The 21,555-nt window shown below is 38.2% G+C and carries 24 protein-coding genes, 1 rRNA gene and 1 riboswitch; of the genes, 12 read left to right on the forward strand and 13 right to left on the reverse strand.

Features of this window, described 5'->3' with window-relative positions; all coding sequences use genetic code 11:
• Position 1 precedes the first annotated feature (1 nt).
• Entirely contained in the window at positions 2 to 1,165 is a 1,164-nt protein-coding gene (locus tag AC3WJG_RS17455; protein ID WP_013085305.1) for an iron-containing alcohol dehydrogenase, read from the forward strand.
• 44 nt (positions 1,166 to 1,209) lie between these two features.
• On the opposite strand, the gene mnhG is transcribed toward AC3WJG_RS17455, so the two are convergent.
• The 7 genes from mnhG to AC3WJG_RS17490 are packed head-to-tail and all read right to left on the reverse strand — an operon-like array spanning position 1,210 to position 6,963.
• Positions 1,210 to 1,572 (reverse strand): monovalent cation/H(+) antiporter subunit G, encoded by a 363-nt coding sequence (gene mnhG, locus AC3WJG_RS17460; protein ID WP_098658945.1) that lies wholly within the window; start codon positions 1,570 to 1,572, stop codon positions 1,210 to 1,212.
• Positions 1,556 to 1,840, reverse strand: coding sequence for a Na(+)/H(+) antiporter subunit F1 (locus AC3WJG_RS17465; protein WP_013059595.1), 285 nt, complete (start codon positions 1,838 to 1,840; stop codon positions 1,556 to 1,558). Before AC3WJG_RS17465 ends, mnhG begins: the two co-directional genes overlap by 17 nt.
• Complete coding sequence (locus tag AC3WJG_RS17470) at positions 1,841 to 2,317, reverse strand: Na+/H+ antiporter subunit E (protein WP_013059594.1); 477 nt, start codon at positions 2,315 to 2,317, stop codon at positions 1,841 to 1,843.
• 6 nt (positions 2,318 to 2,323) lie between these two features.
• Entirely contained in the window at positions 2,324 to 3,808 is a 1,485-nt protein-coding gene (locus tag AC3WJG_RS17475) for a Na+/H+ antiporter subunit D (RefSeq protein WP_028409585.1), read from the reverse strand.
• Entirely contained in the window at positions 3,798 to 4,139 is a 342-nt protein-coding gene (locus AC3WJG_RS17480; RefSeq protein ID WP_013059592.1) for a Na(+)/H(+) antiporter subunit C, read from the reverse strand. The genes AC3WJG_RS17475 and AC3WJG_RS17480 overlap by 11 nt, the downstream gene beginning before the upstream one ends.
• Complete coding sequence (locus AC3WJG_RS17485; RefSeq protein ID WP_013085301.1) at positions 4,139 to 4,561, reverse strand: Na(+)/H(+) antiporter subunit B; 423 nt, start codon at positions 4,559 to 4,561, stop codon at positions 4,139 to 4,141. The genes AC3WJG_RS17480 and AC3WJG_RS17485 overlap by 1 nt, the downstream gene beginning before the upstream one ends.
• The gene (locus AC3WJG_RS17490) at positions 4,558 to 6,963 is read right to left on the reverse strand and encodes a Na+/H+ antiporter subunit A (RefSeq protein WP_098779278.1); all 2,406 of its coding nucleotides are present in this window, start codon (positions 6,961 to 6,963) and stop codon (positions 4,558 to 4,560) included. The genes AC3WJG_RS17485 and AC3WJG_RS17490 overlap by 4 nt, the downstream gene beginning before the upstream one ends.
• Before the next feature lie 214 nt (positions 6,964 to 7,177).
• On the opposite strand from AC3WJG_RS17490, the gene AC3WJG_RS17495 reads away from it, so the two are divergent.
• From AC3WJG_RS17495 to AC3WJG_RS17505, 3 genes are all read left to right on the forward strand, one after another.
• The gene (locus AC3WJG_RS17495) at positions 7,178 to 7,426 is read left to right on the forward strand and encodes a hypothetical protein (RefSeq protein ID WP_337134490.1); all 249 of its coding nucleotides are present in this window, start codon (positions 7,178 to 7,180) and stop codon (positions 7,424 to 7,426) included.
• A gap of 245 nt (positions 7,427 to 7,671) precedes the next feature.
• Positions 7,672 to 9,021: a glucose-6-phosphate isomerase gene (locus AC3WJG_RS17500; protein WP_013059589.1), complete on the forward strand. Its 1,350-nt coding sequence runs from the start codon at positions 7,672 to 7,674 to the stop codon at positions 9,019 to 9,021.
• A gap of 354 nt (positions 9,022 to 9,375) precedes the next feature.
• The gene (locus AC3WJG_RS17505; protein WP_016765797.1) at positions 9,376 to 9,780 is read left to right on the forward strand and encodes a YugN-like family protein; all 405 of its coding nucleotides are present in this window, start codon (positions 9,376 to 9,378) and stop codon (positions 9,778 to 9,780) included.
• A 9-nt stretch (positions 9,781 to 9,789) separates the two neighbouring features.
• Here AC3WJG_RS17505 and AC3WJG_RS17510 read toward each other — a convergent pair whose 3' ends face one another.
• The 3 genes from AC3WJG_RS17510 to cdaS all read right to left on the reverse strand — a co-directional run bounded on the left by AC3WJG_RS17510 (position 9,790) and on the right by cdaS (position 11,753).
• Positions 9,790 to 10,578: a potassium channel family protein gene (locus tag AC3WJG_RS17510; protein ID WP_028409582.1), complete on the reverse strand. Its 789-nt coding sequence runs from the start codon at positions 10,576 to 10,578 to the stop codon at positions 9,790 to 9,792.
• A 67-nt stretch (positions 10,579 to 10,645) separates the two neighbouring features.
• Entirely contained in the window at positions 10,646 to 11,029 is a 384-nt protein-coding gene (locus AC3WJG_RS17515) for a VOC family protein (RefSeq protein WP_013085297.1), read from the reverse strand.
• Between the two features lie 97 nt (positions 11,030 to 11,126).
• On the reverse strand, positions 11,127 to 11,753 hold the full coding sequence (gene cdaS / locus AC3WJG_RS17520; RefSeq protein WP_034276407.1) for a sporulation-specific diadenylate cyclase CdaS: 627 nt from the start codon (positions 11,751 to 11,753) through the stop codon (positions 11,127 to 11,129).
• A gap of 312 nt (positions 11,754 to 12,065) precedes the next feature.
• A riboswitch (SAM riboswitch) is annotated at positions 12,066 to 12,168 on the forward strand.
• 254 nt (positions 12,169 to 12,422) lie between these two features.
• Here cdaS and AC3WJG_RS17525 point away from each other — a divergent pair.
• The 7 genes from AC3WJG_RS17525 to AC3WJG_RS17555 all read left to right on the forward strand — a co-directional run bounded on the left by AC3WJG_RS17525 (position 12,423) and on the right by AC3WJG_RS17555 (position 18,292).
• A complete protein-coding gene (locus AC3WJG_RS17525; protein WP_098658942.1) occupies positions 12,423 to 13,136 on the forward strand; it encodes a phosphoadenylyl-sulfate reductase in 714 nt (237 codons plus the stop codon).
• A gap of 19 nt (positions 13,137 to 13,155) precedes the next feature.
• Entirely contained in the window at positions 13,156 to 14,235 is a 1,080-nt protein-coding gene (gene cysP, locus AC3WJG_RS17530) for a sulfate permease (protein ID WP_098332577.1), read from the forward strand.
• 52 nt (positions 14,236 to 14,287) lie between these two features.
• Positions 14,288 to 15,439, forward strand: coding sequence for a sulfate adenylyltransferase (gene sat, locus AC3WJG_RS17535; RefSeq protein ID WP_025752727.1), 1,152 nt, complete (start codon positions 14,288 to 14,290; stop codon positions 15,437 to 15,439).
• A gap of 12 nt (positions 15,440 to 15,451) precedes the next feature.
• The gene (gene cysC / locus AC3WJG_RS17540; protein ID WP_014457932.1) at positions 15,452 to 16,051 is read left to right on the forward strand and encodes an adenylyl-sulfate kinase; all 600 of its coding nucleotides are present in this window, start codon (positions 15,452 to 15,454) and stop codon (positions 16,049 to 16,051) included.
• 91 nt (positions 16,052 to 16,142) lie between these two features.
• Positions 16,143 to 16,922 carry a uroporphyrinogen-III C-methyltransferase gene (gene cobA / locus AC3WJG_RS17545; RefSeq protein ID WP_028409578.1) on the forward strand — a complete coding sequence of 260 codons (780 nt, stop codon included), beginning with the start codon at positions 16,143 to 16,145 and terminating at the stop codon, positions 16,920 to 16,922.
• Positions 16,923 to 16,935: 13 nt separating this feature from the next.
• Positions 16,936 to 17,703 carry a sirohydrochlorin chelatase gene (locus AC3WJG_RS17550; RefSeq protein ID WP_098249468.1) on the forward strand — a complete coding sequence of 256 codons (768 nt, stop codon included), beginning with the start codon at positions 16,936 to 16,938 and terminating at the stop codon, positions 17,701 to 17,703.
• A complete protein-coding gene (locus AC3WJG_RS17555) occupies positions 17,684 to 18,292 on the forward strand; it encodes an NAD(P)-binding protein (protein WP_028409576.1) in 609 nt (202 codons plus the stop codon). Before AC3WJG_RS17550 ends, AC3WJG_RS17555 begins: the two co-directional genes overlap by 20 nt.
• Before the next feature lie 26 nt (positions 18,293 to 18,318).
• Here AC3WJG_RS17555 and AC3WJG_RS17560 read toward each other — a convergent pair whose 3' ends face one another.
• The 3 genes from AC3WJG_RS17560 to AC3WJG_RS17570 form a co-directional block, all read right to left on the reverse strand.
• A complete protein-coding gene (locus tag AC3WJG_RS17560) occupies positions 18,319 to 18,996 on the reverse strand; it encodes an MgtC/SapB family protein (RefSeq protein WP_013059577.1) in 678 nt (225 codons plus the stop codon).
• 119 nt (positions 18,997 to 19,115) lie between these two features.
• Entirely contained in the window at positions 19,116 to 20,702 is a 1,587-nt protein-coding gene (locus AC3WJG_RS17565; protein WP_028409575.1) for an AMP-binding protein, read from the reverse strand.
• 245 nt (positions 20,703 to 20,947) lie between these two features.
• Positions 20,948 to 21,142: a hypothetical protein gene (locus AC3WJG_RS17570; protein ID WP_028409574.1), complete on the reverse strand. Its 195-nt coding sequence runs from the start codon at positions 21,140 to 21,142 to the stop codon at positions 20,948 to 20,950.
• A gap of 353 nt (positions 21,143 to 21,495) precedes the next feature.
• Between AC3WJG_RS17570 and AC3WJG_RS17575 the strand changes: the two genes are divergently transcribed.
• Positions 21,496 to 21,555, forward strand: a 16S ribosomal RNA gene (locus AC3WJG_RS17575); the annotation flags it as partial.

A 21,555-nucleotide genomic window follows, 5' to 3' on the forward strand; every position in this document is an offset into this window, starting at 1 on the left:
AGTGAACAATTTTACATTTTATAACCCTACAAAATTAATTTTTGGTAAAGGTCAATTAGAGCAATTAAAAACAGAAGCAAGTCGCTTTGGTAAAAAGATATTATTAGTATACGGCGGAGGAAGCGTAAAACGCAGCGGTTTATATGATCAAGTAATGGATGTACTGAATGACATGAATGCAGAAGTACATGAGTTAGCGGGAGTAGAACCGAATCCTCGTCTGACAACTGTTCGCAAAGGAATCGATATTTGTAAAGAAAACGGTATTGAATTTTTACTTGCAGTTGGTGGAGGAAGCGTAATCGATTGTACAAAAGCAATCGCAGCAGGCGCAAAATATGATGGAGACGTATGGGACATCATTAACCGCGACGTATTCGCAGCTGAAGCTCTTCCATTTGGAACAGTGCTGACATTAGCAGCAACAGGTTCAGAAATGAATGCTGGTTCTGTTATTACAAATTGGGAAACACAAGAAAAATACGGCTGGGGCAGTCCGGCAACATTCCCTCAATTCTCTATTTTAGATCCTGTTAATACATTTACTGTACCAAAAAATCAAACAGTTTATGGCATGGTCGACATGATGAGCCACGTATTTGAACAATATTTCCATGCTGCAACAAATACTCCGCTTCAAGATCGCATGTGTGAAGGAGTACTGCAAACGGTTATTGAAACGGGACCAAAATTATTAAACGACTTAGAGAACTACGAGTTACGTGAAACGATTTTATACAATGGGACAATCGCATTAAACGGTATGTTACAAATGGGACACCAAGGCGATTGGGCTACTCACAATATTGAGCATGCGGTCTCAGCTGTATATGACATTCCACATGCAGGTGGATTGGCAATTTTATTCCCGAACTGGATGAAACACGTAATGGATGAGAACGTAGATCGCTTCAAGCAAGTAGCTGTACGCGTATTTAACGTAGATACAGAAGGCAAGACGGATAAAGAAGTAGCACTTGAAGGTGTTGATAAGCTTCGTGAATTCTGGTCAAGCCTAGGTGCACCAACTCGCTTAGCTGATTATGATATTGGTGAAGACAAATTAGATCTTATGGCTGATCGTGCAATGGCTAAAGGTGAATTTGGTAAATTTAAAAAATTAAACAAAGAAGATGTACTAGCAATCCTACGCGCTTCTTTATAAGATTCTCGATAAAAAACGCCGTGCAAACCGCACGGCGTTTTTTTCTATTCATGATGGGTAAGCTTTTTCTGCTGTTTGGTTTTCAAATCATCCCGAACGGTTTTATCAGAAAGAGGAACTCCGCTGTAATAAGCCGCTCTCCCTAGTAAATGCCCAGCAATAGGAGAGGTGATAAACACAAAGACAATCGCTAAAATTAACCGTGCACTAATATGGCCGGTGTCGATCCAAAAGTAGAGTAAGCAGCCCACTAATATAAACAGAACGCCCAAGGTAGCACTTTTTGAGGCAGCGTGACTTCTTGTGTACGTATCAGGCAAGCGAATGAGCCCAATCATGGTCACAACTGTCAGAAGAGACCCTATTAGTACCAAAGTTCCTACAATGATTTCACTGATCACGTTCATATTCAATCACTTCTCCTTTCTCTAAAAACTTAGAAAAAGCAACGGTACCTACAAAGGCTATGATGCCTAGCAGTAAAATGACTTCGAAAAAAGCCTGAGTTCGAAAAATAATCGAGATGATGGCTGTGATGGCAATGATGTTAATTCCAATAGCATCAAGGGCCATTGCTCGATCAGCAGTGGACGGACCTTTTACCACTCGATAAACAAACCCAATAGTTGAAGCAGAAATGAGAATGAGCGAAACGTTTAAAAAAATATCGAGCATTTAACGACTCACCTCCATAATAGCTTTTTCGAATGTTTGCTGAATATCTGTAATAATGTCATCAATATCGTCTGTATTGATTGCATGAATATAGATAGTAGAATTATCATCGGACACATCCATCACCAGTGTGCCTGGCGTTAGCGTAATTAAAAGAGAAAGAATGGTAATTTCCCATTCACTCTCCAGACGGGTTGGCATTGCAAAGATGGCTGGCTGAATATTTAATTTAGGGCGCAATACGTCCTTAGTCACTGCAATATTGGCTTTGAATAATTCTCGTATGAAAATAAACAGCAGTTTAATGATCGCATACACTTTATGCAAGTAAAAACGTCTGTGAAAAAAACGGCGGAAAACAAACAGCAGTACTGCTCCCCAGAAAAAACCTATAATAAAGGAAGGGAGTGTCCAAATCCCCCTCAAAAACATCCATGTGAATGCAATGATTACGTTTAATAATAGTTGAAATGACATGCAGATCTACTCCTTTAACACCGATTGGATATAAATTGAAGGATCCATAAGCGTTTGAGCGGCTGTTGACACATAAGGAATAACAGCTTCTGCACCTAGTCCCAAAAAGACAGAAACAGCAAGTAAGATAGCAGATGGGTATAGAATGCCTCTAAGGGATACTTTTTCATGCTCAGAAGAAAGCTTAGGTTCACCCCAGAAGCAGCTCATGAAAATCTTAATGGCAGAATATAAAACAAGCAGGCTTGAAACCAGTAAAACTCCTACAAACGTGTAGCTCTCTGATTCTAAGCCGCCCTGAACTAAAAGGAATTTTCCAATAAAGCCGCTTAGGGGAGGAATTCCTGCCAACGAAATAGTAGCGATAAAAAACATCCAGCCAAGCAGCGGATAGTCTTTAATTAACCCACCCATTTTCTTTAATTTTGTTGTTCCAGTTATTCGAATGATGCTTCCGGCAAGAAGGAATAGAGCTGCTTTAATAATCATGTCGTGAATTAAATAATAAATAGCTCCTTCAAAACCTGCGTTTGTTGTCAAGGTCACACCGTAGACAATGACTCCGACAGCAATAATAATGTTATAAATTAAGATTTTATTTACATCCGAATAAGCAATGGCGCCTACTGCACCAACAACGATAGTCAAAAGCGCAACGTAGCCGATAATTTGATGAGTAAATTCAGGATGATGGTAAAACAGTAAAGTGAAAGTCCTGAAAATCGAATAAACGCCTACTTTTGTGAGCAAAGCACCAAACAACCCGATAATAACCGGCGGAGGCGCACTATATGAACCTGGAAGCCAGAAATACATTGGAAATAAAGCTGCTTTTAAGGCAAAGACGATAAATAAAAGCATGCCAATGGTTGTTAAAATTCCCGGCTGGTTCGCCTCAGCAATTCGCTGTGAAAGGTCCGCCATGTTGAGAGTTCCTGTTACGGCATATAAATAAGCAACGGCAATGACAAACAAAGCGGATGAAATGACATTGACTAAAATATACTTAAGTGACTCTCGAAGCTGTGCTTTTGTACCGCCAATTACAATAAGAGCGTACGAAGACATAAGCATGACTTCAAAAAAGACAAATAAGTTAAAGATATCACCTGTTAAAAAGGCACCGAATACGCCTACTAATAAAAATTGTACAAATGAATAAAAGTAAAAGCGTTCACGCTTTTCCCCAATCGTTTGAAAGGCAAAAAGAACGCAGCATAGTGTTACCACACTAGCAGTAAGTACGAGAAGGGACGCGAACATGTCCGCTACTAGAATAATTCCAAAAGGAGGCTTCCAGTTCCCAAGCTCGTGAGTTAAAATACCTTTTGACTGAACCAGTTGTACTAAATAGGCAGCAAAAGCAGTGGTGGTGATTAATGATAAAACACTGATTATCCTTTGAAGTTTAATATTGTCTTTGAAAAAAATGAGCACAACACCTACAACAAACGGGATAAGCAGTGGGATGATTACAAAATTACTCGTCATGTTCATTTCCCCTTAACTTGTCCATATCGTCTGTTCCGAGTTCTTGATAAGCCCTGTACGCTAGTACAAGGAAAAAAGAAGTGACGCCAAAGCTTATGACAATGGCAGTTAAAATTAGGGCTTGAGGTAAAGGATCTGTATAAGAAGAAGCCTTTTCTCCCAGAAGGGGAACACTCCCCCCTTTTAATCCGCCCATCGTTAAAATTAACAGGTGAACACCGTGGCTTAATAAGCCTGTTCCAATAATAATTCGCAGTAAACTGCGCGATAACATGAGATATACAGCGGCAGTGAATAGAATCCCTGCCACTATGGACATTAATATTTCCACTATTCACTCTCTCCAATCGTTTGAATAATGGTCATCGTCACACCAACAACTACTAGATATACACCTAAATCAAATAGTACAACGGTAGCTAAAGATGTTTTCCCGAGAAGGGGAAGGTTAAAGTAGCTATATGTGTGAGTTAGAAATGGGACTTTGAAAATAAATGACCCAAGCCCAGTTAAAATAGCTAGCAGCAGTCCGGAAGCCGCGACCTTCTTATAATCAAATGGGATGACTTTCGATACGGTTTTTATATCGAAAGCCAGCAGTAGTAATACAAGGGCTGCTGAGGTAGTAAGTCCCCCAACAAACCCTCCCCCCGGTGTATAATGACCTGCAAAGAAAAGATGAATGGCAAAAATGATAATAATGAACGTGACTACTTTCGTTGTGGTTTGTAGTATCAAATCATTTTTTTTCACTCTTCTTCCTCCTTTGTTAACCGAAGACGAATCATGCCATAGATAGCAAGAGCTGCTATACAAAGTACGGTAATTTCAAATAGTGTATCAAATCCGCGGAAGTCCACAAGGATTACGTTCACCATGTTTTCGCCGCCTGCTTTTTCATAGCTGTTTTCAATAAAGTAATGTGAAATCGATTCAAATAGTTTCGTACTGTTTGCTGATATGCCAAGCAGTGTAACCGTCGTTCCTACAAGAAGGGCAACCAGTAAGTTTGGCAGCTGAAACTTCACCCTTACTTTTCGCTTCCGAAACTCGGGCAAGTAGTAGAAACATAGTAAAAACAGGGATACCGATACAGTTTCAATAACTAATTGAGTCAAAGCTAAGTCAGGAGCTTGGAATAGTACGAAAAATAAAGAGAGCGTATACCCGACAACTCCGAGCGAAATAATAGCTGTGAGGCGTGATTTTGCCAATAAAGTTGTAATAGTAGCCGCAACCATTACGACTGCTAATATGGCTTCATAAACGCCTATAGAAGCAGTATCTTTTAAATCAATTGCAAAGGCATTCTGAGAAAAGAGCGTCATGAGAAGTAAAATGCCTATGAAAGTAAAAATGATTAAAAGATAGTCTCTAATAAATCCTGTCATTAATGTTTTCATGATACGTGTTGACCCTTTTTCCATCCCTTTAATTCCATAATTATAGCCGTTATTAAGCGTTAAAGAAGAAGGGAATCGTGTATAAATTTTTGACCACTTTTGAATCGTCATAAATAACAAAATACCAAATATGATGACCCCTAGCGTCATAAATAATTCTGGCGTAAAGCCATGCCAAAATTTAATATGCACTTGATATTCTTTACCTTCAGCTAGCAGGCTAGGTGCGATAGAGGCCATTGTTGGCTCAATAAGGGTTGATTCTAATAAATTAGGAGCAAAGCCGAAAATAACAACCAGTGATGCTAAAATAACAGGTGAAATAAGCATACCTACTGGTGCTTCATGCGGCTTCTTCTCTAGTTTTTCGGGCTGGTATTTGCCTGTAAAGGTTTTAAAGACAAGAATCATACTATAGACGAAAGTGAAAATGCTTCCTAACCAAGCGATGATAGGCAACAAAATTCCCCACGTCTGCATGCTATACATATCCATTTTTGTCACGTTTACCATGCCTGTAAAAAACATCTCTTTACTTAAGAATCCATTAAAGGGAGGAAGACCCGCCATTGAAAATCCCCCGATGATAGCAATGGTAAATGTCACAGGCATGAAGCTCATTAACCCGCCTAACTTTCTAATGTCACGCGTGCCTGTTTCATGATCGACAATCCCTACTACCATAAACAAGCTGCCTTTGAAGGTAGCGTGGTTAATCAAATGGAAGACCGCCGCAGTAAGAGCTACTAAGTAGATATTATCGTCTAAAAAATCATAGTGAATAGCTGCGCTACCTACTCCTATAAGTGACATAATCATCCCGAGCTGACTAATGGTTGAAAAAGCTAAAATCCCTTTCAGGTCTTGTTGCTTTACTGCTGAAAATGAGCCCCAAAACAGTGTAATTAGTCCTATAATTGAAATAGCAAAAAACCAAGTGGCGCTTATAGCAAAAACAGGGCTAAGTCTTGCTAAAAGATAAATGCCCGCTTTTACCATTGTGGCTGAATGAAGGTATGCACTCACTGGGGTTGGAGCTTCCATTGCATCTGGCAGCCAAATATGAAAAGGAAACTGAGCAGATTTTGTAAAGGCCCCTAATAAAATGAGGACTAGAGCTGGAATGAATAGATGACTTGATGTGACTACATCTACGTTTGAGATAATTTCGCGTATGCTGAAAGTACCTGTCATGACGTATAAAAGCACAATTCCTGCTAATAGGGAAAGTCCTCCGAATACGGTAATGAGCATAGATTTTAAGGCTCCGTATTGAGATTTCTCTCGTTTATACCAATAACCAATCAATAAAAAAGATGAAAGGCTTGTTAATTCCCAAAAGCTGTAAAGGCTCATTAGGTTGTCTGATAATACAACTCCTAGCATCGACCCCATAAAAAGAAGCAAATAGACATAAAACGAATGCAGTGCTTCTTTTGTCTTAGAAAGATAATAAATGGAGTAAAGAATAACAAGTGTCCCAATTCCGGTGATTAATAGAGAAAACAGAAGACCAAGTCCATCCACATAGGCATCAAAGTTAATGCCCAGACTAGGTATCCATTTCATTGAATGTAGATATGTTTCCCCCTTAGAAACACCACTGATATATTGTGTGAAATAAATGAACAACACAAGTGGAAGAGGTAAAACAAACCATCCTGTATGAATACGCTGGAATTTCCTATACAGAAGGGGGACAAAAAAGGCTAATAAAAAAGGCGATAAAATCACCAAGTGCAACCACGACAAAAGACAAACCTCCTTGTGATATTCAATTCTGTAACCGATTATATAATAATTTAATTATGCATGCATCCATGCTATTTCTTAGTATCAGCGGATTTTTCAAACCTTATTAAATAAATAGAAACTCGTCACAAAATCCATAAAAAAAAACACAAAAAAATTTTTTGAACGTATAAAAATCACTCGAAATTGTCACTCTAAGAGTGAGGTGATGGAAATGTATAGGAAACAAATAGCCATCAGTTTTCTCATTTTTACCGCATTATGTATGAGCGGATTTGTGCTGAATAATCACTTGGAAATGAAAGAAGAAAACAGGATGCTACTCACTTCTAAAAACCAAGCTGAAAATTCCATATCAATAGACTCTTCCCTTTTAAAAGCCTCTTATAAACCGAGACAATATGTGAAAATAGGTGAAATGAACTATATTACACCACTCGATAAGCAAATAAAAAACGATTGAAGACCACTCTTTAGTCGTTTTTCATTTGCTTATTATTTGCGTAATCGTGCATGAATTACGTCCTGTAATCAAAGAACATTAGTTGACTTCACAACTGAATTTATCGTTAAATAAAAGGGTACATACAATGATTGCAGTTTCAACAAACTATAATGATTGTGTCAAATTGTAAGTGGATTCACTTGAATTCAGCTAACAGTTTCGATAAAGTGAAAAATAAAGATATTTTAATGGAGGAACAAACTATGACACATGTTCGTTTTGATTATTCAAACGCGTTATCATTTTTTGGTGAACATGAACTTACATACTTACGTGATGCCGTGAAAGTAGCTCACCATTCAATTCATGAGAAAACAGGTGCTGGAAATGACTTTTTAGGATGGGTCGACCTTCCTACGGAGTATGACAAAGAAGAATTTGCACGCATTCAAAAAAGTGCAGAAAAAATTAAATCTGATTCAGATGTATTAATTGTTATCGGTATTGGAGGATCTTACTTAGGTGCTCGTGCTGCTATTGAAATGCTTCAGCATTCATTCTATAACACATTATCAAAAGAACAGCGTAAAACTCCGCAAGTTATTTTTGCTGGTAACAACATCAGCTCAACATACATGAAAGACTTAATGGATGTTTTACAAGATAAAGATTTCTCTATTAATGTTATTTCAAAATCTGGTACAACAACAGAACCAGCGATTGCTTTCCGTATCTTCCGTAAATTATTAGAAGAGAAATATGGCAAAGAAGAAGCACGCAAGCGTATTTATGCAACAACAGATAAAGCGCGCGGCGCATTAAAAACATTAGCGGACGAAGAAGGCTATGAAACGTTTGTTATTCCAGATGATGTAGGCGGCCGTTATTCAGTATTAACAGCGGTTGGCTTATTACCAATTGCCGCTGCGGGTCTTGATATCGAACAAATGATGAAAGGGGCAGCTGATGCTCAAGAAGCATTTTCATCATCAGAGCTAGAAGAGAACCCAGCTTATCAATATGCTGTAGCTCGTAATGTGCTTTATAATAAAGGAAAAACAATTGAAATGCTGATTAACTATGAGCCAGCTCTTCAATACTTTGCTGAGTGGTGGAAACAGTTATTTGGCGAAAGTGAAGGAAAAGACCAAAAAGGTATTTACCCTTCATCTGCTAACTTCTCAACGGATCTTCATTCTTTAGGTCAATATGTACAAGAAGGTCGTCGTGATATTTTTGAAACAATTGTACAAGTTCAAGATTCTCGTCATGAGCTAACAATTGAAGAAGATGCAGCGGACTTAGATGGATTAAATTACTTAGCTGGTGAAACAGTTGACTTTGTAAATAAAAAAGCGTTCCAAGGTACAATGCTTGCTCACACAGACGGAGGCGTTCCAAACTTAGTTGTGAACATTCCTGCGCTAGATGAGTATACGTTCGGATATGTTGTATATTTCTTCGAAAAAGCATGTGCAATCAGCGGCTATTTATTAGGCGTAAACCCATTCGATCAGCCGGGAGTAGAAGCATACAAAGTAAATATGTTTGCTCTTCTTGGAAAACCTGGTTTTGAAGAGAAAAAAGCAGAATTAGAAAAGCGTTTGAAATAAGTAAAAAGAGGGCGGTACAAAAGTATTTTAGTCCAAGTGAAAAACGAACCATTGATCAACATGTTTGATTAGTGGTTCGTTTTTTTTGTTATGGTGAATATAGTTTCATCTGTTTAGGTCCTTCTAACAGTTGATTGGAGCGCAAGTGACGAGGAGGCTCAGCGCCCGCCCGCGGAAAGCGAAGCCTTGTACGGATATCGACTGCGGTGTCACAAGCGATTTATACGAGCTGCTTTATCCAGTTTGTTCGTCTTTAGGTTGGATTCATTTAGTTATGTCTCAACCTCTTTTTTGCTTTTGAGATAAAGGATAAAACGCTGGAAAAAGGACATGTTAAAACAGAGGAGGGATAACATGATTGAATTATCTTCAAGATTAGAGGGAACATTATTCAAGCTTTACGAATTAGAAAAAACGCTTAAGCCGCTTGGGTATAACATTGGAGGGAATTGGGATTACGACCATGGTTCATTCGACTATAAGATGAATGATGAAGTCGGCTATCAGTTTTTACGTATCCCGTTTACAGCTACGAACGGAGAACTGGATTCTAAAGGAACAACAGTACAGATTGGGACGCCATTTTTACTTTCACATAAATATCAAATTGGTCTAGATGACGATGTTCACAATGGAAATGTGAGTGCTTCATTTAATCAGTTTGCAGAACCCCAAGACGCAGACGCTTCATTTCCAGAAAAGTATATCAGCTTAGGAGAAGAGCTAATTAGAGAGGCAGAAGATGCGCTGCTTCAGTAATTGAAGGAACTATTCTTTTTTTAAACTCTCTAATTTTTTCACAAAAATATGTTCGTACATGACTTGACTAATCAACTCATTTGTTTTAATCATTTCATTCACTCCCAAATTTTGTGCATTTTGAATATGCTTTTTTGTTAACAGTTCAACGATGCTGTAAATAGAAGGGTTCAATCCTTGCAGAGCGACTAACGTAACAATAGTATTCATGTCTGCATATTCTTCTGTCTTATGCTGATCGGCAGTAATCAGCACTTTTTTTGCGTACCGAGCGTTGGCAAGTTCTAATACTTCATAATGAGAAGGACTTCCTTTAATAAAATGAACGCGATCACAAATCATGGGATTTTTAGTCAGAGAGTCGTCGATAAGAACAATGTCTTCTTTATGAAATGCGTCGCGATAAGACTCTAACACGAGTTTGGCGCGCTCATTCCACCCAACAACGATGAAGTGATCTTTTCCATAAAATTTTAAATTTCCTTCCAAATAAGCACTCTCAGCGGAAACAGCAATTTTAGAAAGCGTAACAAAATAAGTGGTAATAAATCCCGTTCCGATCAGGACTAAAATAATTGCTGCTAACCTTCCAATCGTAGTGGTCGGAGCAAAATCACCGTACCCTATAGTAGAGATTGTAATAATAACCCACCAAATTCCTTCAAATACATTCCCAAACGTTTGCGGCTCTAGGAAATGTATAAGCATGCCAAAAAGCAGAACAAGGCAGCCGATAATAAAAAGAAGCCGCACTAAAATAGAACGACGGAAAAGTCGAAATAATAGCCATTCCATCATAAAAAAACCTCCAGTGATTAGTCATAGCCACAGTATGACCATTTTTCACTGAAGGTATAAGATATCTTTATCTTTTTACTTCGTAATATTCAATCCATTCTTTGTCTGGACCGTAGAAAAATAAGTATCTTGCTCCATTTGGCAAAGTTACAATGTTTTCTTCCACAAATGAAACACCTGCTGATTTTAAACGCTCAAACTCCTCTTCAATTCCGTCTACCGCCAGCGCAAAATGATGAACTTTACCTTCGTTAGGTAAGCTTGAGTTATACCCTTGAATTAACTCTACGATTACATTGCCTTCTAAACCTAGAAAAGCTAGCTTCAAAGACGGATCGGTATGTGGTAGTGTTTCGATGAGCTCTAATCCCACTTTTTGCGTATAGAACTCAATAGATTCTTCTATATCCTTTACTTGAACGCCTACATGTTCAAATTTTAAAATTGTCATATGCATCACCCGTATCTATAGTATGTAAAAACTATGAAATATATTAAAGAGAAAGGATATAGAAGTCAAGATGGGGCTGCTTATCAGGGAAGGGCTCTTAAATCATATTTTTGCTGGAGTGAATAGGGTAGAGGCTTCCATCAAGAGCAAACGAAATTTTGCCTGTTTCTTCAGATACAACTAAAATTAATGCATCCGATTTTTCCGACATTCCAATGGCTGCACGGTGACGTGTTCCCAATTTTTTGGTCGTTGAAATAATAGACGAGAGAGGTAAAACATTAGCAGCTGAGATAAGCTGATTATTTCTAATTAGGACGGCTCCGTCATGTAAGGGTGTCCCTGGGTAGAACAGTGTCTCAACTAGCGTAGCGCTGACAGGAGCTTGAATAGGCATTCCCTTTTGAATAAGAGGGTCTACATTTTGTTCCCGTTCAATGACAATTAAAGCGCCGTGACGTTTCTCAGAAAGGTTATGAATAGCTAAGGACAGAGCAGCATATTCAAATGTATAAGGCGATAGATAATGACGCAAGTAATAAGAGGCGGCCGTAGCTTGAACATCTTGAAATAACCTTCTCATCTCCTCAAAATCACATAGGATACAATGATCACTCGTATCTAAATGTTTAATTAAATTAGAGGCTTCAGTTGAAATTTGCTGTAAATATGTTCGCACATTATTTTTAATTGTATCGTCTAATTGAAAGGAATGTCTCTCCATCTTATATAGCTCCTATCTGTCAGTCAGTGTTATCTGTAATGTGTGCTAATGTGGGTGAATTATCCGTAAAGCTTATAAATCCCTTATTAATTTTATAGAGAGGTGTTGTGTTTTATTTAGGAAGAGAATATAAAAAGTTGAGGAAAAAGAAAGCGTTTTACAAACTGATATGTTCACATTTGGTTTAAATTTACATATGTTGTTTTAAATAAAAGTATAGATATTTCTGTGAATTTAAAGTATAGTTTTCTTATCGGATATATGATTTTTAATGTTGACAAATATTCTAAATATGCTAAAATTTTTAAAAAATGCTTATCAAGAGTGGTGGAGGGATCTGGCCCGCTGAACCCCGGCAACCTGCTTAGCAAGGTGCTAATTCCAGCAAAGTGTGTATCATTTTGAAAGATAAGGTAAAAATTTATTGCCTACCCAGTCTTTCAATATGGAAGACTTTTTATTTTGATATAGCGCAAGCGATAATTTAAGGAGGGACATCAATGACTGTAACCCCCGACTTAAAACAAATCTTTGAGCACGTCGAAGAAAAGTAAGAATTAAATAGTTTCGCTGACTAGACACACTAGAGGCGGTTTTATCCAATTCTAGTGGGTAAAACCGTCTTTTTTTATTGGATAACGCGGATAACTAAGAATTGGAGTGAAGAAAATGGCAGACTTATATACGTACGGAAACTGGAGTGATACATTTCCAGAGTTCGACAGTGAAGATGAAACAAAAGGAGCCCTTTCAGCATTGCAGTGGGCGTATGATACCTACGGAGATTCAATTATTTACGCATCAAGCTTTGGTATTGAAGGGATCGTGTTAATTGATTTAATTTCAAAAGTGAAAAAAGATGCTGAAATTGTCTTTTTAGATACGGGCGTTCATTTTAAAGAAACATATGAAGTGATTGATGCAATTAAAGAACGCTTTCCTGATTTGCGTATTCATATAAAAAAACCGGATTTAACTCTTGCAGAACAAGCTGAGAAACATGGAGATGAGCTTTGGAAGAGTCAGCCTAACCTATGCTGTCAAATTCGAAAAATCATCCCGTTAAGGGAATCTCTTGCTCCTTATGATGCGTGGATTTCTGGTTTGAGACGCGAGCAGTCTGAATCTCGTGCCAACACGAATTATTTTAATAAAGATGAGAAATTCAAGAAAGTTAAAGTCTGCCCGTTGATTCATTGGTCTTGGAAAGAAGTTTGGCGCTATGTGTATAAGCATGATTTACCATATAACAAACTTCATGATCAAGGCTACCCAAGCATCGGCTGTGAGCCTTGTACCGCACCTGCCTACAATGTAGACGATTTACGTTCAGGAAGATGGGCAGGTACACAAAAAGTTGAATGCGGATTACACGAATCTTAAATACGAAAGAGCTGAATAAATGATGCTTTTATATGTTGCCTTTATCATTGCGCTTTTTTTTGCAATGAATATCGGGGCAAGCGGTGCAGCAGCAGCTATGGGCGTTTCATACGGCTCCGGTGCGATTAAAAAGCGAAGAGTAGCCTTGTTCATCTGTGCTGTAGGTATTGTGCTCGGAGCCATTATCGGAGGCGGCGAGGTGGTAAAAACCATCAGTTCAGGTATCATACCTGAAAAATTGCTGTCAGTAGAATTAGTTATTATCATTCTGGCTGCTGCAACGCTGTCACTCTTTTTCGCGAATTTAATTGGTATCCCGCTATCAACAAGTGAAGTAACGGTTGGTTCAGTTGTTGGAGTAGGAGTAGCTTATCAATCTCTGTATGTGGAAAAACTTTTAGTTGTCATGTCTTTTTGGATTATTGTTCCGCTGGTTTCATTTGTCATTGCTTTTTTGATTGGAAAAGTGATAAAACGCAGAGCGCATAAAAAAGAAGCAGAGGGAAAGTGGAAAAGAGTTTTAACGATTTTAGTTATAGCCACGGGATTCTTTGAAGCCTTCTCAGCTGGAATGAATAACGTGGCAAATGCTGTCGGTCCTCTAGTAGGAGCTGGATTAATGGATGCCACAACGGGTGTCATAGCAGGAGGACTGGCTGTGGCGCTCGGAGCTCTTTTACTAGGCGGCCGAGTTATTGAAACAAACGGGAAAAAAATTACTCGCTATTCTGTAGGAGAAGGGTGCATTATCTCGGGTACTGGTGCTTCCCTTGTTACAGCAGCTTCACTTTTTGGTTTGCCAGTACCGCTTACACAGGTCACTACGTCTTCTATTATTGGAATAGGAGCAGCGAAAACGGGATTCACGAAAGAACAGCGTGAAGTGGTCATTCAAATGTTAAAGGTTTGGGTGGTATCCCCCGTATTTTCACTCGTAATCTCATATGTTCTTGTGAAATTAGTACTTGAAAGCGACTTATATTCATTTGTGGTGCTAGCTAGCGGCTGCATTGCCACAGCAGGTGTTCTAAGCTTAGCTAGAACGACTAGAAGAAAAAGAGCAAGCTTGCAGTCGGAAAAAGAAAAAATGACTGCGTGATTCAAGTGCTTTTTATTATATTGTGTTAATTATTTAAGGAGGATTTTACAAAATGACAACAATTCAAGCACACGGTGGAGAATTAATTAATTTATATCAACCAACATATGACTACACTTCACTAACAAAAGAAATCGAAGTAGATAACATGGCTCTAAGTGATTTAGAACTAATTGGAATTGGTGCTTACAGCCCAATTACAGGATTTTTAGGAGAAAAAGATTATCAATCAGTTGTTGAAAATATGCGTTTAGCAGATGGCACAGTATGGAGTATTCCTATCACTCTTCCTGTAACAGAAGAGCAAGCTAAAGAATTAAACATTGGCGACAAAGTAAAGCTAGTTCAAAACGGCGTAACGTATGGTGTTTTAGAAGTTTCTGAAGTATATACGCCAAATAAAGAAAAAGAAGCGGAAAATGTATACCGCACGGCAGAACTTGCTCATCCTGGCGTGAAAAAAATGATGGAGCGCCCAAATGTATATGTAGCAGGTCCAATCGTACTTGTAGAACGTACACCTAAAACGCGTTTTGAAAAGTATTACCTAGATCCAACTGAAACAAGAGCAGCATTTGAAGAACGCGGTTGGAAAACGGTTGTTGGATTCCAAACTCGTAACCCTGTTCACCGTGCGCACGAATATATTCAAAAAACGGCATTAGAAATTGTAGACGGCCTGTTTTTAAATCCACTCGTAGGAGAAACAAAGTCAGATGATATCCCAGCAGATATCCGTATGGAAAGTTATGAAGTACTTTTAGAGAACTATTATCCTAGCGATCGTGTAGCTTTAGCAGTTTTCCCTGCTGCGATGCGTTATGCTGGACCTAGAGAAGCTATTTTCCATGCAATGGTTCGAAAAAACTTTGGATGCACGCATTTCATTGTAGGCCGTGACCACGCTGGTGTTGGTGACTACTACGGAACATATGATGCACAGAAAATCTTCAGTAACTTTACAGCAGATGAATTAGGAATTACACCTTTATTCTTTGAACACAGCTTCTACTGCAAGAAGTGTGAATCGATGGCATCAACGAAAACATGCCCTCACAGCAAGGAAGATCATATGATTCTATCTGGAACAAAGGTACGTGAAATGCTTCGTAACGGAGAAGTGCCACCAAGCACATTCAGCCGTAAAGAAGTAATTGAAGTGTTAATTAAAGGATTAGCAAAACAAAAAGTATCTTCAAAATAAGGAGCGGTTGAAGTGAGCAAATCAACAAACATTACGTGGCATGATGCTGGAATTACAAAAGAGGAAAGACGCGAGCAAAATAATCATCACAGTTTTGTATTATGGTTTACAGGTCTTTCGGGTTCAGGTAAATCTACCGTAGCAAACGCAGTGGCAAAGGCGCTTTTTGATAAAAATATTCGCAACTATGTATTAGATGGTGACAATGTTCGTTTCGGCTTAAATAAGAATCTAGGGTTTTCTGCTGAAGATCGTACAGAAAATATTCGCCGTATCGGTGAGGTTTCTAAGCTATTTGTAGACAGCGGTCAAGTGGTACTAACAGCATTTATCTCTCCATTCCAAGAGGACCGCGCTCAAGTGCGTGAGATCTTAGAGGGAAATGAATTTTTGGAAGTATACGTGGAGTGTCCGTTAGAAGAGTGTGAAAAAAGAGATCCAAAAGGGCTTTACAAAAAAGCAAGAAGCGGAGAAATCCGTGATTTTACAGGAATTGATTCTCCGTATGAGTCGCCGGCTAACCCTGAATTAACAATTAATACAAGCACACAGTCTGTAGAAGAATGTGTACAAACTGTTATTGAATATTTAGCTAACCGAAAATTTATCTAAATGACAGCGGACTTTGTCCGCTGTTCTAATTCAAATTAAAATGTGGGAGCGCTGCGGAGACGTGGAAATGATGGAAGGGTGAAAGGCATTCATGGGGAAAGTATATCTAGTCGGTGCAGGACCGGGGGATCCAGATTTAATTACATTAAAAGGGCTGAAAGCAATTCAGCAAGCAGATGTTATCTTATATGATCGTTTAGTGAATAAGGACCTGCTGGAGTATGCTAAAAGTGATGCAGATATCATTTACTGTGGAAAGCTTCCGAACTATCATACCCTCAAGCAAGAAACAATTAACAACTTTTTAGTGAAATTCGCTAAAAAAGGAAAAATTGTAACGCGCTTAAAAGGCGGAGATCCATTTGTTTTCGGACGCGGAGGGGAAGAAGCAGAAGCTCTCGTGCAGCAGAGCATTTCATTTGAAATTGTTCCAGGAATTACATCAGGCATCGCAGCTGCTGCTTATGCAGGAATCCCTGTCACTCACCGGGAATACAGTGCAAGCTTTGCTTTTGTAGCAGGCCATCGTAAAGATAGCGAGCATGATGCAATCAAATGGGATAGCCTAGCCAAAGGTGTAGATACTCTTGCAATTTACATGGGGGTGCGGAACTTACCGTACATTTGCCAACAGTTAATGAAACACGGAAAAACTTCAGCTACGCCAATTGCATTGATTCACTGGGGAACATGTGCGGACCAGCGCACTGTAACTGGAACTCTTGGTACAATTGTTGATATTGTTAAAGAAGAACAAATTGAAAATCCAAGTATGATTATCGTTGGTGAAGTTGTGAATTTTCATGACCGATTAAATTGGTTTGAGAAGACTGGACAGCATTACTATTCGTTTGCACAAGAAGCTTACTAAAGAGGTTGATTATATGGATGCAGTTTTATATGTTTGCCATGGCAGCCGCGTAAAAGAAGGCGCTGATCAGGCAGTTGCTTTTATTGAAAGATGTAAAAAAAATCTAGATGTACCGATTCAAGAAGTTTGTTTCCTAGAACTAGCTTCCCCCACTATTGAACAAGGATTTGAAGCGTGTATTGAACAAGGTGCTACCCGTATTGCAATTGTGCCCCTTCTGTTATTAAAAGCTGCGCATGCAAAGCAAGATATACCTGAAGAAATACACAAAGTATATGAACGTTATCCCCAGGTAGAAGTGCTGTACGGAGAACCGTTCGGCGTGGACGAACGAATTGTTGATATCTTGGTAGAGAGAATCAATGAAACCAATGTGGATAAGCATGAAGATTCGATGGTATTGTTGGTCGGCAGAGGAAGCAGTGATCCTGCTGTAAAAAAAGATTTTAACGAAATAGCTCAACTGCTAAAAGGCAAAGGTGCTTTTAAAGAAGTGAGCACGTGCTATTTAGCTGCAGCTTCTCCTAATTTAAAAGAAGGCCTGCACCTTGCTAAACGAACTTCGTATAAGCAAGTATTCGTTCTTCCGTACCTTTTGTTTACCGGTATTTTAATGAACGAAATTAAGGAAGAATTGGAGCAGCTATCAACAGATGCCCAGCAGTTTATTTTAGCCAACTATCTAGGTTATCACGATGGACTTGCACACATTTTAAATCACCAAGTAAAAACGTTATTATCGAGCAAAGGAAATCAATACGATGTATACCGTTATGCTTGATTTAAAGGGTCGTTCGGTCTTAGTAGTTGGGGGCGGAACAATCGCAACTCGTAGAATTAAAGGTTTTTTACAAGAAGGAGCAGCCATTACAGTGGTTGCTCCAACTGTTTCAGCTGAAATAAATGAATGGGAAGCTAAAGATCAGCTGCGTGTAAAAAGAAAAAAAGTAGGAGAAGAAGACTTACTTAATGTCTTTTTAATTGTTGTGGCTACAAATGATCAAGCTGTGAATAAGTTCGTTAAGCAGCATATTAAAAATGATCAGTTGGTTAATATGGCCAGCAGTTTTTCTGATGGAAATATTCAAATTCCTGCACAGTTTTCTAGAGGGAGATTATCGCTAGCAATATCCACAGATGGTGCTAGTCCTTTGTTGACAAAACGAATCAAAGAAGACTTATCCTCAAGTTATGATGAGAGTTACACACAGTATACACAGTTTTTGTATGAATGCAGAGTTCTTATCCACAGATTAAATGTGTCAAAGAGCCGTAAACATGAGTTATTAACAGAAATTATCGATGATCAATACCGGCTGTCTCTAGTAAAACAGCGGGAATTTTTACAACAGATTAAAAAATACAAATAAAAAACGGCCAGTTGGCCGTTTTTTATTTATACATTTTCAACTTCAATGCTTCGAATACCGCTGATTTTTTGAATTTCGTAATACACTTCTGTAGTAGGGCGCTGGTTATTAACTGACACTTTCATTCTTATATACAATTCATTGGTGTCTAAATCTTTGATTCGAATATTTTTAATTGTAATATTCTTTTCTCTAATGCTATTAGTTGTATCAAAGATATTGTGCTTATCCGCCAGCTTGAGTTGAAGAATAAGCTCTTTCTCACGCAGTTGCCTAGGCCCCAAAATAGTAATAAGGAAGGGGAGAAGTTCAACGCTGATAATGAGCAGTACAACTCCGGTAATAGCTTCAGGATAAAACCCTGCACCTACAGCAATGCCTATACCTGCTGCTCCCCAGATAATAGCCGCTGTTGTAAGCCCTGAGATGCTGTCATTTTCTTTTCGTAAAATGACGCCCGCCCCTAAAAAACCAATTCCAGAAACAATTTGAGCTGCCAGACGAAGCGGGTCCATTGTGATATGATCACCTTTATTAAAAATTTGAGAAGACTCAATCGAAACAATCGTGAGTAAACAGCTAATAATGGAAATTACGAGAGATGTTTTTAAACCAACAGGCTTTCGTTTTAGTTCCCTTTCAATTCCAATAATAAGACCAAGTACAGCTGAAATACCTAATTTGAGCAACATTTCATTTTCCATTATTTTCACCTATTTCAATAAACATTGTTGTTTATATCTGTATGAAAGAAGAAAAACAGATATGTATCAGTATAGTAAACTTTTCTTCATAATGACAGGTGAAATTCGAAAAAATCTGATTATTTATAAAGCGCTACGATCTTTTCTTTTAATTTATATTTTTGAATCTTGCCGGATGCCGTCATGGGAAAGTCGTCTATAAAATAAATATGTTCCGGAATTTTGAAATGAGCAAGCTTACCTTTGCAAAAGTCTTGGATTTCTTGAGCGGTAAGCAAAGAATGTTGCTTGAGTTTAATGCATGCAGCAACTCGTTCTCCATACTTTGGATCAGGAATACCGACAATTTGAACATCTTCTACCTCGGGTATTTTATATAAAAACTCTTCAATTTCTCTTGGATAAATATTTTCTCCGCCTCTAATAATCATATCTTTTAGACGTCCTGTAATTTTTACATAGCCATCCTTATCGATGGTAGCTAAATCTCCTGTATGTAGCCAACCTTCTACAATTGTTTTTTCTGTTTCTTCCGGCATTTTGTAATATCCTTTCATTGTTAAATATCCTTTTGCACAAAGTTCTCCTTGTTCTCCGAAAGAAGCTGGTTTACCTGTAACTGGATTAATAATTTGAATCTGTACATGATTATGAACTTTGCCAACCGTTTGTACTCGCCGCTCGATAGAATCAGTTGGGGTTGTTTGGGTGATTACAGGAGACGTTTCGGTTTGACCATAGGCGATGGTAATTTCATTGATGCCCATGTCATGTATGACTCGCTTCATTACTTCTGCTGGACAATTAGAACCAGCCATGATTCCTGTGCGAAGAGTAGATAAATCATATTGATCAAACTCAAGTGCATTTAATTCCGCAATAAACATAGTGGGTACACCGTGAAGAGCTGTACATTTTTCTTTCTCTACGGTGCGTAAAACAGAGGCAGGTTGAAATTCAATAATCGGTAGCATAGTAGCACCTACAGATACGCATGCTAGCACACCCAGCACACATCCAAAGCAATGAAAGAAAGGAACTGGGATGCATAAGCGGTCTTCGTTGGTCAGTTTCATAGACTGAGCAACTAAAAAGCCGTTGTTTACTATATTATGGTGACTTAGCATAACTCCTTTTGGAAAACCTGTTGTTCCGGAAGTATATTGCATATTGATAACATCATGGATATGTAGGGATTGTTCATGCTTATCGAGAACCTCATCCGATACCATTAAGCTACTCATTAAAAACTCGTTCCAAGACGTATGTTCGCTTGATCCACTTAAGTTTATAAGATGTTTTAGTTTGGGAAGATTATGTTCAATACCGGTGATAATAGATGTATAAGAAGTGCTTTTAAATTCATCAATGAAAAATAGCGCTGTTGTATCAGAATGCCTCAATACATACTCTAATTCAGAGGATTGATAACTTGTATTAAGGGTAACCAAAACAGCGCCTATTCTAGCTGCTGCGAATTGAAGAAGTAACCATTCCGGCACATTGGTAGCCCAGATAGCGATATGGTCGCCTTTTTTGAGACCGGTGGCTAGAAGGGCCTTTGCAACTCGAGAGGTTTCTTGATAAAATTCCGCGTACGTATAGCGAATATTTTGTTCAGAGTAAATAACCGCTTCTTGATGCCCAAACTTTTTTGTACTTTCCTTTAAAAGTTCTCCAACCGTTAATTCAAGCAATGGTTTCATTTGGTTTCCTCCTTGAATAATGTTAAAGTGTATATGAAAGCGTTTTCTAAAAGTAGTTTATCAAATTTAAAGAAAGTGTTCCAAAAAATCATTCGACAAATTCCTTCATTGTCCACTGTACGTATGAAGAAGGGGAGTAACTGAATTTATCGTATTGATTTCAATAAGTAAGTATACCGAATGCGAATATTGTAATAAAATAAAGAAATGTCTCCTTTTTATTAAGAAGACAACGTAACATCATATTAATAAAGAATGGTATAAAAATATGAAGTAAACAAACAAAAAATCATGCTGAATGTTGAAAGTGAAATAAATGAAAGGCCGTTGACTTTTCCTTCTTTATTAGAGATTTGAATTGATTCCCAATAAGCAAGTGAAATTAAGAGAATAGACATACAAAAGGACAAATAGAGTGCAGCTGCAATTAAGGTATCCAAGTGAACGCCTCCTTGGCGGATAATGATTTAATAGACATTATGCTAGTGTGGCTCTAGATATGCTAGTATCTATTAATTGGCTAGCGTTTCACTTACAAGAAAATAGTTTTTAAAAATATATCGAAAAACTATTGCACAATAAAAGAAGGCGTGGTATATTATTAAATGTCGCTAAGATGAACTGCTAAAGCAAACATCGAAGTGATAAACAAATAAAAAAACTTGTTGACAACTAGCTTGCAACTTGTTATGATGGTAAAGTCGCTTAAGAGCGGCGGTTGAACTTTGAAAACTGAACAAAGCGACAAACGTCAACGTTAAATTTTATTTTTTAATTGAGCAAGTCAAACATTTCTTCGGAGAGTTTGATCCTGGCTCAGGATGAACGCTGGCGGCGTGCCTAATACATGCAA

It is taken from the genome of Priestia sp. FW507-14D1A (genome assembly GCF_058781295.1).

Excerpts from the sequence above, each read along its gene's own strand:
- AC3WJG_RS17565 (WP_028409575.1), bottom strand. The coding sequence starts at position 20,702 with ATGAAACCATTGCTTGAATTAACGGTTGGAGAACTTTTAAAGGAAAGT.
- mnhG (WP_098658945.1), bottom strand. The coding sequence starts at position 1,572 with ATGAACGTGATCAGTGAAATCATTGTAGGAACTTTGGTACTAATAGGG.
- AC3WJG_RS17470 (WP_013059594.1), bottom strand. The coding sequence starts at position 2,317 with ATGTCATTTCAACTATTATTAAACGTAATCATTGCATTCACATGGATG.
- cdaS (WP_034276407.1), bottom strand. The coding sequence starts at position 11,753 with ATGGAGAGACATTCCTTTCAATTAGACGATACAATTAAAAATAATGTG.
- AC3WJG_RS17495 (WP_337134490.1), top strand. The coding sequence starts at position 7,178 with ATGTATAGGAAACAAATAGCCATCAGTTTTCTCATTTTTACCGCATTA.
- AC3WJG_RS17505 (WP_016765797.1), top strand. The coding sequence starts at position 9,376 with ATGATTGAATTATCTTCAAGATTAGAGGGAACATTATTCAAGCTTTAC.
- AC3WJG_RS17525 (WP_098658942.1), top strand. The coding sequence starts at position 12,423 with ATGGCAGACTTATATACGTACGGAAACTGGAGTGATACATTTCCAGAG.
- cysP (WP_098332577.1), top strand. The coding sequence starts at position 13,156 with ATGATGCTTTTATATGTTGCCTTTATCATTGCGCTTTTTTTTGCAATG.
- sat (WP_025752727.1), top strand. The coding sequence starts at position 14,288 with ATGACAACAATTCAAGCACACGGTGGAGAATTAATTAATTTATATCAA.
- AC3WJG_RS17560 (WP_013059577.1), bottom strand. The coding sequence starts at position 18,996 with ATGGAAAATGAAATGTTGCTCAAATTAGGTATTTCAGCTGTACTTGGT.
- AC3WJG_RS17555 (WP_028409576.1), top strand. The coding sequence starts at position 17,684 with ATGTATACCGTTATGCTTGATTTAAAGGGTCGTTCGGTCTTAGTAGTT.
- AC3WJG_RS17465 (WP_013059595.1), bottom strand. The coding sequence starts at position 1,840 with ATGCTCGATATTTTTTTAAACGTTTCGCTCATTCTCATTTCTGCTTCA.
- AC3WJG_RS17550 (WP_098249468.1), top strand. The coding sequence starts at position 16,936 with ATGGATGCAGTTTTATATGTTTGCCATGGCAGCCGCGTAAAAGAAGGC.
- AC3WJG_RS17515 (WP_013085297.1), bottom strand. The coding sequence starts at position 11,029 with ATGACAATTTTAAAATTTGAACATGTAGGCGTTCAAGTAAAGGATATA.
- cobA (WP_028409578.1), top strand. The coding sequence starts at position 16,143 with ATGGGGAAAGTATATCTAGTCGGTGCAGGACCGGGGGATCCAGATTTA.
- AC3WJG_RS17510 (WP_028409582.1), bottom strand. The coding sequence starts at position 10,578 with ATGATGGAATGGCTATTATTTCGACTTTTCCGTCGTTCTATTTTAGTG.
- AC3WJG_RS17475 (WP_028409585.1), bottom strand. The coding sequence starts at position 3,808 with ATGACGAGTAATTTTGTAATCATCCCACTGCTTATCCCGTTTGTTGTA.
- AC3WJG_RS17500 (WP_013059589.1), top strand. The coding sequence starts at position 7,672 with ATGACACATGTTCGTTTTGATTATTCAAACGCGTTATCATTTTTTGGT.